The 8,352-nt window shown below is 70.5% G+C and carries 7 protein-coding genes; 6 read left to right on the forward strand and 1 reads right to left on the reverse strand.

All coding sequences use genetic code 11. From position 1 onward, the window contains the following. Window positions 1-153: 153 nt before the first annotated feature. The 4 genes from RIF93_RS16150 to RIF93_RS16165 are packed head-to-tail and all read left to right on the forward strand — an operon-like array spanning window position 154 to window position 4,645. Entirely contained in the window at window positions 154-1,323 is a 1,170-nt protein-coding gene (locus RIF93_RS16150) for an AAA family ATPase (protein ID WP_309092475.1), read from the forward strand. Continuing rightward, window positions 1,323-2,732 carry a CpaF family protein gene (locus tag RIF93_RS16155; RefSeq protein WP_309092476.1) on the forward strand — a complete coding sequence of 470 codons (1,410 nt, stop codon included), beginning with the start codon at window positions 1,323-1,325 and terminating at the stop codon, window positions 2,730-2,732. Before RIF93_RS16150 ends, RIF93_RS16155 begins: the two co-directional genes overlap by 1 nt. A gap of 4 nt (window positions 2,733-2,736) precedes the next feature. After that, window positions 2,737-3,699, forward strand: coding sequence for a type II secretion system F family protein (locus tag RIF93_RS16160; protein WP_309092477.1), 963 nt, complete (start codon window positions 2,737-2,739; stop codon window positions 3,697-3,699). A gap of 4 nt (window positions 3,700-3,703) precedes the next feature. After that, on the forward strand, window positions 3,704-4,645 hold the full coding sequence (locus RIF93_RS16165; RefSeq protein ID WP_309092478.1) for a type II secretion system F family protein: 942 nt from the start codon (window positions 3,704-3,706) through the stop codon (window positions 4,643-4,645). Here the strand turns inward: RIF93_RS16165 and RIF93_RS16170 are convergent. Then, window positions 4,642-5,718, reverse strand: coding sequence for a hypothetical protein (locus RIF93_RS16170; protein WP_309092479.1), 1,077 nt, complete (start codon window positions 5,716-5,718; stop codon window positions 4,642-4,644). The two genes, RIF93_RS16165 and RIF93_RS16170, sit on opposite strands and share 4 nt — an antisense overlap. A 148-nt stretch (window positions 5,719-5,866) precedes the next feature. Here RIF93_RS16170 and RIF93_RS16175 point away from each other — a divergent pair, with 148 nt between their 5' ends. Further along, entirely contained in the window at window positions 5,867-7,162 is a 1,296-nt protein-coding gene (locus RIF93_RS16175) for a cytochrome P450 (RefSeq protein ID WP_309092480.1), read from the forward strand. 59 nt (window positions 7,163-7,221) lie between these two features. Then, window positions 7,222-8,190 carry a phosphotransferase family protein gene (locus RIF93_RS16180; protein ID WP_309092481.1) on the forward strand — a complete coding sequence of 323 codons (969 nt, stop codon included), beginning with the start codon at window positions 7,222-7,224 and terminating at the stop codon, window positions 8,188-8,190. Window positions 8,191-8,352: the final 162 nt, after the last annotated feature.

An 8,352-nucleotide genomic window follows, 5' to 3' on the forward strand; every position in this document is an offset into this window, starting at 1 on the left:
CGTCGTCATTGTCACGCCGCGGTACGCCACACCGGCCGACCTCGCCCAGGCCGCCGAGACCCGCAGCCCGCCGGGTCGCGAGCCCACGACCGGCGACCTCCTGCTCATGGGCAAGGGGCTGGACAAGCCGATCACCCAGGACGGAGGTCTCTGATGGCCGGTCCTCTTCTCCACGGCCGTCGCATCCTGGCGCTGGGCGCCTCGCTCGCGCCGCACGCCAAGGGCCCACTGCTGGGCGCCGACCTCGAGATGGGCGGCATGGCGCAGCTCGCGGAACTGGCCGCCGTCCCGCGCGACCTCGTGCTGATCGACGCCGACGCCTGGGAAGCCCCCGAACTCGCCGCGGCGGTGAAGACGCTGGCGTCCCTGAAGGCCTGCCCGCCCGTGCTGCTGGTCGGCGAGAGCCTGCCCGCCGGCCTGGTGCGGAACCTTCTGCGGCTGGAGCACTCCGACGTGCTGGAAGCGCCGTTCACCGGCGAACAGCTCGCCGCCGCCATCCAGGGCCTGATGGCCGAAGCCGCGCCCGCGGCCGCGCCGCAGCCCGCCGTCGGCGAGAGCCGCTGCTGGGCCGTCACCGGCGCCGTGGGCGGCGCAGGCGCGACCACCCTGGCCATCGAGATCGCCACCGCGCTGGCCGCCCGGGCCAAGGGCGAACGGGTGTGCCTGATCGACCTGAACCTCGCCGACGGCGCGGCCGCGGCCTACCTGGGGGCCCCGGCCGCCATGCGCCTCGCCGACTTCGGCCAGGCCGCCGAACGGCTGGACGCGGCCATGCTGCAGGCCTTCGTGACTCCGGTCTCCAAGCAGCTCGACCTGCTGGCCGGCGTGCGCGACCCCGGCGCCTTCGACGCGGTCTCCCGCGAGGCGGTCCTGCGCCTGCTGGAAGTCGCCTGCGAATGCTACGAATGGGTCATCCTGGACGTACCGCGCCACCGCCGTTCCTGGACGCTGGAAGCGCTGGCGGGCAGCGACGAGGTCCTGGTGATCTCCGAGCTGACCGTGCCGGCCCTGCTGGCCGCCCGGGCCTATTCCGACGAGATCGAGGCCTCGCTGGGCGCCGGGCTGAAGCCGCGCATCGTGCTGAACCGGCTGGCCAGCCGCATGTTCGGCCCCGCGCCCTCGATGGCCGAGGCCGAGCGGGCCCTGCAGCGCAAGGCCGAGGCCGGCGTGAGCTCGGACTGGGAGGCCGCCGCGGCGTCGGCCAACCTGGGCGGACCGATCTCGCAGCACCGCCCCAAGTCGAAGATCGTCAAGGACGTGCAGATGCTGGTCGAGCGCCTCGCCGGCGCCCCGGTCCGGCGCAGCGGCGCGAAGGCGGCCTGATGGGACGCTTCAGCCTCGCCCGCGCGCCCGCCGCCGCGCCCGAACCCGCGCCCGCGCCGCAGGCCGCGCCGCCGCCCGTGGCAAAGGCCGCGCCAGAGCCGAAGGAGCCGTCGCGCCCCGCGCCGCCCGCCGCAGGGGCCCGGCAGCTCGACCTGCGCCTGCGCCTGCACGCCAAGCTGATCGACGAGCTGGACCTGGCCAAGCTCGACAAGCTGGACGAGGCGGAACTGCGCCGGCAGGTGATGGGCCAGGTGGCCGAGTTCGCCCGCGCCGAGCGCATGGCGCTGAACACCGCCGAGCTCGAAGAGCTGGGCGCCTCGATCTACGACGAGATGGTGGGCCTGGGCCCCATCGAGCCGCTGCTGAAGGACGAGTCGATAAACGACATCCTGATCAACGGCCCCTATCAGGTCTATGTGGAGCGGCGCGGCGAGCTGGAGCTCACCCCCATCCACTTCCGCGACAACGACCACCTTCTGCGCATCGTGCAGCGGATCGTCGCCGGCGTCGGCCGCCGGATCGACGAGAGCCAGCCGATGGTCGACGCCCGCCTGCCGGACGGCAGCCGCGTGAACGCCGCAATCCCGCCGATCGCCATCGACGGCGCCTCGGTCTCGATCCGGAAGTTCTCGAAGAAGCCGCTGACGCTGGAGAGGCTGGTCGAATTCAACGCCATGCCCCAGGCGGTGGCGGATTTCCTGTACGGCGCGGTCCGCGCCCGGGTGTCCACCGTCATTTCGGGCGGCACCGGCTCGGGCAAGACCACCCTGCTGAACGCGCTGTCGGCCGCCATCAGCCATGGCGAGCGCCTCATCACCATCGAGGACGCCGCCGAGCTGCAGCTGCAGCAGCCGCACGTGGTGCGCATGGAGACACGGCCGCCGAACATCGAGGGCAAGGGCGAGATCCGCCAGCGCGAGCTGGTCAAGAACGCCCTGCGGATGCGTCCGGACCGGGTGATCCTGGGCGAGGTCCGTTCCGAAGAGGCCTTCGACATGCTGCAGGCCATGAACACGGGCCACGAAGGCTCGATGGCCACGATCCACGCGAACAACCCGCGCGAGGCGGTGAGCCGCCTGGAGCAGATGGTCGCCATGGGCGGCATGAACATCAGCTACGAGGCGATGCGAGCCCAGATCGCCTCGGCCGTCGGGTTGATCGTGCAGGTGATGCGCCTGGCCGACGGCAAGCGGAAGGTGACCTACGTCACCGAGATCGTCGGCATGGAAGGCAATGTCGTGCAGATGCAGGACATCTTCACCTTCAACCGCACACACACGGCGGCCGACGGCACGGTGCACGGCGAGTTCCGCGCGAGCGGCCTGCGGCCCCGCTGCCTGGACGAGATGCTGCGCCGAGGCATCCCGTACGACACGGCCAATTTCGACCCCTCCAAGCCCCTGACGTGAGGCCATGACCGTCGACGCCAACGCCGTCTTCCTGGTGCTGGTCTTCGCCGCGGTGTTCGCCGCGGCGCAGGGGCTGATCGGCATCTTCACCAGCGCCGCGCAGAAGCGGGTGGTGAACCGCCGGCTCAAGGTGGCCGAGAAGGTCGACGGCGGCATCAGCGCTCTGGTGGTCGAGCTGCGCAAGCAGCGCGGGCTCACCGCGGCGGGCAAGAAGGAGGGCCGGCTGCGCTGGCTCTCGGACCTGATCGTCGCCTCGGGCCTGCCCTACGACCAGCGCAAATGGCTGACCTACGCCGCCCTGGCCGCCGTGGCGGGCGGCGGCGCGTCCGCCTTCCTCACCCGCAACCTTTGGCTCGCCCCGGCCGGCGCCCTGGCGTTCGGCGTCGGCCTGCCGATCATGTTCCTCAGGTTCACCGCCAACCGGCGGTCCAGCGCCCTGGGCTTCCAGCTGCCGCAGGCGCTGGAGATCATCGTGCGCAGCCTCGAGGCCGGGCACCCGGTGCCCACCGCCATTGCGCTGGTGGGCCGCGAGATGGCCGACCCGGTGGGCACTGAATTCGGCATGGCGGCCGACGAGATCTCGTTCGGCGCCACCCTGGAGCAGGCGATCGAACGGATGGCCGAGCGTTGCCAGCATCCGGACGTGGACCTGTTCGCGGCCACCGTGCGGCTGCAGGAGCGCACCGGCGGCAACCTGACCGGCCTCCTGAAGCTCAATGCGTCCACCATCCGCGAACGGCACAAGATGCGTCTGAAGATCAAGGCGGCGTCCTCGGAGGGTCGCGCCTCGGCCTCGATCCTGACGGCCGCGCCGTTCATCGCCGTGGGCGCGATCATGGCGATCTCGCCCAATTTTTACGGCGACGTGATCGACGATCCGGTCGTGAAATGGACGCTGCTGGGCTGCGTCGTCTGGATCGGCATCGGCAACCTGATCATGCGGCGCATGATCGACATGAGGCTCTAGGCCCATGACCCTCGACACCCTCATCTACGGCTTGGGGCTGCTGCTGGTCGGCGGCGCGGTTGCAGGCCTGGCGTTCTTCGCCGTGGGCGAGCTTCGCTTGCGCGCCGCGCGCAGCCGCCGCCTGGCCGGCGCAGGCGCGCCGACGACTGTCGTCGTCGAAAAGCCGACGGGCGTGGTGCCCGAGCAACTGCTCTCTACGGTGCGGCGCCTGGGCCAGCAGAGCGCAGTGCGCGACCCGGCCAAGCTTTCCCTGCTGCGCTCGCGCCTGATGCAGGCTGGCTTCTTCAACCGCGAGGCGCCGGTGATCTTCCTCGGCGTCAAGGCGCTGCTGATCGCGCTCGCCACCGTCGGCGTGCTGCTGACGCTCCCCATGATGGTCGGCGGCGGTGGCGGCAACGGCGCGGGCCTGGGCGTGGCGGTCATCCTGTCGGTGCTGGCGCTGTACGGTCCCGACCAGGTGCTGAAGAGCCGCAAGGCGAACCGGGAGCGGGAGTACGCCGACGGCTTTCCGGACCTGCTGGACCTGCTGGTCGCCTCGGTGGAGGCCGGTCTGTCGCTGGACGCCGCGGTTAGCCGCGTCACCGAGGAGCTGGAGCGCCGTTACCCCAACCTGACGGTGCACCTCCGCTTCCTGGTGCTGGAACTGCGCGCCGGCCGCGCCCGGAAGGACGCCTGGGGCGCCTTCGCCGACCGGCTGGGCATCGAGGACGCGCGCGCGCTCGCCACCATGCTGCGCCAGGCGGAGGAGATGGGCACGAGCCTGGGCGACACCCTGGCCGTCTTCTCGCAGGACATGCGTCAGAAGCGGATGCTGCGCGCCGAGGAGAAGGCCCTGGCGCTCTCCGCCAAGCTGACGGTGCCGCTGATCCTCTTCATCTTCCCGACGCTGCTCGTGGCCCTGATGCTGCCGGCGGGCGTGCGGGTCATCAAGGTGCTGGGCGGCTAACCCAGGCCGTAGGGCCGATACGGTCCGAGGATCAGCTGCTCGAAGACGCCGACGCCCTCGCGCGCAGGCTCGCCTGGCGCCTCCATCACCGCCTTCGAGATCGCCTGGATGTGCAGGTTCTCCATGGCGGCCATGTCGCAGGCGGCCACGTCGATGTCCTCGCGCGCCACCCGAAGCTCGCCCTGCAGGGCGCCGTGCCGCCACTCGCCGCCGTAGCCGATGCCGCGCATCAGGAAGGTGGAGAGCGGCTCGAACCGCACGGTGGCGTCGCCGCCCTCGACTGGGATGGTCAGCGTCCCGCGCTCGGCATGGCGCAGGCCCTGGCGCAGCGGGGCCTCCATCGACGGCGCGTCGGCGTGCCAGCCGCCCTCCGGCCCCGCGCCGTCCGGCAGGATCACCGCGCGGGTGTTCCAGGGCTTGCCGTCCGGGTCGGCGTTGACGTGGAAGAAGACCGAGCGGTCGTCGAAATTCACGGGCGTCCACTGCCAGAAGAAGCCCGCGATCCCGCCGCCGGGCGTCGGCTGCGGATCGGGCGCGCCGACCGGCCGGATGCCCCACGAGCGGTCGCGGGTGCCGAGCCAGCCCGAGCAGTCGGTGCGCACCCCATCCACCTCGATCCAGCCCGAGACGAAGCAGTTCTGGGTCAGGCGCGTGTAGTCCATGAACAGCCGCGGCCCGTTGCGCTTGATGAAGCGGGGCTCCTCGATCGGGAAGGCGCGGCCCTCAAAGGTGAGCTCGCAGGCCAGGCCCTCGGCGCGCTCGACCGTCACCCTCAGACGCTGCAGGGGCTCCAGCACCTCGATGCGGACCGGCCCGACGCTCAGATCCATGCGCTCGAGGTTGAGGATGCGCGAGGCGTGCAGGCACCGCTGCGTCGCCCCGTCGGTGATCGAAAAGTGAGCGTCGGCGACGTTCAGCGCCGGGTAGACGCCAAAGGCCACGGCGGCGAACAGCCCGCCGTCCGGGGCATAGGCGTTGAAGAAGTAGCGGTCGTAGAAGTTGCGGTCTGACCCGGCGTAGGCGATCGGCTCGGGCGTCTGGTGGATCGGATAGTCGTCGCCGCGGGTCAGCATTGCGCCCCTCCAGAATGTCCCGCCGGTTGACGCGCCGTCAGCCTTGCCGGGCGGCGCCCGCGGGTATCAACTGGGCGCCAAGATAAGAAGAAAAGGGAGGCGTCGTCTGCGGTGACCTCGCGTCACCCGAAGGGACGGCGGGACCGCAATGAGCGTCATGACCAAGCAGGACCACCGCATTCCGGCCGCCTATGCCGAGACGCTGGTCACGCCGGCCGCCTACGCCGACGGCCGCATCCACGAGACCTACCGCTGGCTGCGCGCCAACCAGCCGTTCGGCCAGGCGGTGATCGACGGCTTCGACCCGTTCTGGGTGGCGACCAAGCACGCCGACATCCTCGAGATCAGCCGCCAGAACGACCTGTTCCACAACGGCGACCGCAACCCGGTGCTGACCACCAAGGCGATTGACCAGCAAGTCCGCGAGATGATGGGCGGCAGCCCGCACCTGCTGCGCACCCTGATCCACATGGATGCGCCCGACCACCTGAAGTACCGCACCCTGACCCAGGCATGGTTCATGCCGCCGAACCTCCGCAACATGGAGGAGCGCATCCGGGTGATCGCCCGGGCCGCCGTTGACCGCATGGCAGCGGCCGGCGGCGAGTGCGACTTCGTCAAGCAGATCGCCCTGCACTATCCGCTGCACGTGATCATGAGCATCCTGGGCGTGCCCGAAGAGGACGAGCCGCGGATGCTGCAGCTCACCCAGGAAATCTTCGGCGCCGCCGACCCTGAGCTGTCCCGGCACAAGGACACCGACTTCTCGGCCACCGCGCCGCAGAAGATCGACATCAGCGTCATCACCGACTTCTTCGAGTATTTCCGCGCGCTGTCGGCGCGCAAGCGCGCCCACCCGACCGACGACCTGGGCTCGGTGATCGCCAACAGCGTCATCGACGGCCAGCCGATCTCGGACTTCGAGGCGCTCAGCTACTACATCATCGTCGCCACCGCGGGCCACGACACCACCTCGTCCTCGACCGGCGGGGCGATGTGGGCCCTGGCCGAGAACCCGGGCGAGTTCGCGAAGCTCAAGGCCGATCCGTCGCTGATCCCCGGCCTGGTGGACGAGTCGATCCGCTGGACCACGCCCGTGAAGACCTTCATGCGCACGGTGACCGAGGACGTGGAGTTCGCCGGCCGGGCGCTCAAGAAGGACGACTGGCTGATGCTCTGCTACGCGTCCGGCAACCGGGACGAGGAGGTCTTCGAAGACCCGTACAAGTTCCGGATCGACCGCAAGCCCAACCGGCACGTCGCCTTCGGCTACGGCGCGCACCTGTGCCTGGGCCAGCACCTGGCCAAGATGGAGATGCGGATCCTCTGGGAAGAGATGATCCCGCGCTTGAGGTCGGTGGAGCTGGCCGGCGAGCCCGCCATGAGCGAGGCGGTGTTCGTCAACGGGCCCAAGCGCCTGCCCATCCGGTTCGAGATGCACTGAGCACGTCGAAGGTGTCGCATCCGCTGGAAGAGCGCCTCGCCGCCTATATCGCGGGGAAGATGCCCGACGCGCGCGGCGTCACGGTGTCGGGGCTCGAACGCATCTCGGGCGGCGCCAGCCGCGAGACCTACCGGTTCAGGCTGCGGTGGGACGGCGGTGAGCGGCCACTGATCCTGCGCCGCGACCCGCCGGCCAGCCTGATCGACACCGAACGCCGCGTGGAGTTCGAGGCCTACCGCGCGTTCTACGGCTCGGCCGTGCCGGTGCCCGAGATGCTGTGGCTGGAGGAGGACCCCGGCCCGCTGGACCATCCGTTCTTCGTCGCCGAGGAACTGACCGGCTTCCAGGCCTCGCCGCAGATGCTGCTGTCGGGCGCCTATGACGCAGTCCTGCCGCGCATCGCAGACCGCAAATGGACCGTCCTGGGAGAGATCGCCCGCGCCGATCCTGCTGCGCTCGGCCTGACGCAGGTCATGCCTGCGCCGGCGCTGGACGCCTGCTGGCGGCGCGAGCTGGACCACTGGGAGGCGCTGATCGACCGCGATGCGGACCAGCCCCTGCCGATCACGCGGGCCGCGATCCGCTGGCTGCGCGCCAACCCGCCGCCGCCGGCCCAGAAGCTCAGTGTCGTCCACGGCGACTACCGGACCGGCAACTTCCTGTTCGACGAGGCGGGCGGGATCCACGGCGTCCTGGACTGGGAGATGGCGCACCTGGGGGATCCGCTGGAAGACCTGGGCTGGAGCCTGCAGCCGGTCTGGAGCTTCGGCCGCGAAGGCCTGGCCGGCGGCCTTGTCCCGCCGGAACAGGCGGTGGCGATCTGGGAGCGGGCCAGCGGTCTGAAGGCGGACCCCGCTGCGCTCAAGTGGTGGACCCTGTTCAACTGCGTGAAGGGCCAGGGAATCTGGATCGGCAGCGCCAAGGCCTTCACCTCCGGCGGCAACAAGGCGCCGATCATGGTCTATCCGGCCTGGTGGCTGATCAACGCCCAGGACCGGGCGATGCTGAAGGTGATGGGCCGCCTATGACCCCGGAAGTCCCTGCCGTCCTGGCCGAACTCGCGGGCCTGCTCATGAAGAACGCCGACCCGGACGTGCCGCCCGCGGAGCGCGCCAGCGACCTGACGCTCTCGGCCATGCTGTTGATGGTCGCAGCGGAGACCTGGGATGGGGCGGCCCACGTGCTGGTCC

It is taken from the genome of Phenylobacterium sp. (assembly GCF_031181185.1).
Taxonomy (GTDB): domain Bacteria; phylum Pseudomonadota; class Alphaproteobacteria; order Caulobacterales; family Caulobacteraceae; genus Phenylobacterium.

What these genes read in the sequence shown, in the direction of transcription:
- RIF93_RS16160 (WP_309092477.1), top strand. Translation starts at nt 2,737, where the DNA reads ATGACCGTCGACGCCAACGCCGTCTTCCTGGTGCTGGTCTTCGCCGCG.
- RIF93_RS16155 (WP_309092476.1), top strand. Translation starts at nt 1,323, where the DNA reads ATGGGACGCTTCAGCCTCGCCCGCGCGCCCGCCGCCGCGCCCGAACCC.
- RIF93_RS16175 (WP_309092480.1), top strand. Translation starts at nt 5,867, where the DNA reads ATGAGCGTCATGACCAAGCAGGACCACCGCATTCCGGCCGCCTATGCC.
- RIF93_RS16170 (WP_309092479.1), bottom strand. Translation starts at nt 5,718, where the DNA reads ATGCTGACCCGCGGCGACGACTATCCGATCCACCAGACGCCCGAGCCG.
- RIF93_RS16150 (WP_309092475.1), top strand. Translation starts at nt 154, where the DNA reads ATGGCCGGTCCTCTTCTCCACGGCCGTCGCATCCTGGCGCTGGGCGCC.
- RIF93_RS16165 (WP_309092478.1), top strand. Translation starts at nt 3,704, where the DNA reads ATGACCCTCGACACCCTCATCTACGGCTTGGGGCTGCTGCTGGTCGGC.
- RIF93_RS16180 (WP_309092481.1), top strand. Translation starts at nt 7,222, where the DNA reads ATGCCCGACGCGCGCGGCGTCACGGTGTCGGGGCTCGAACGCATCTCG.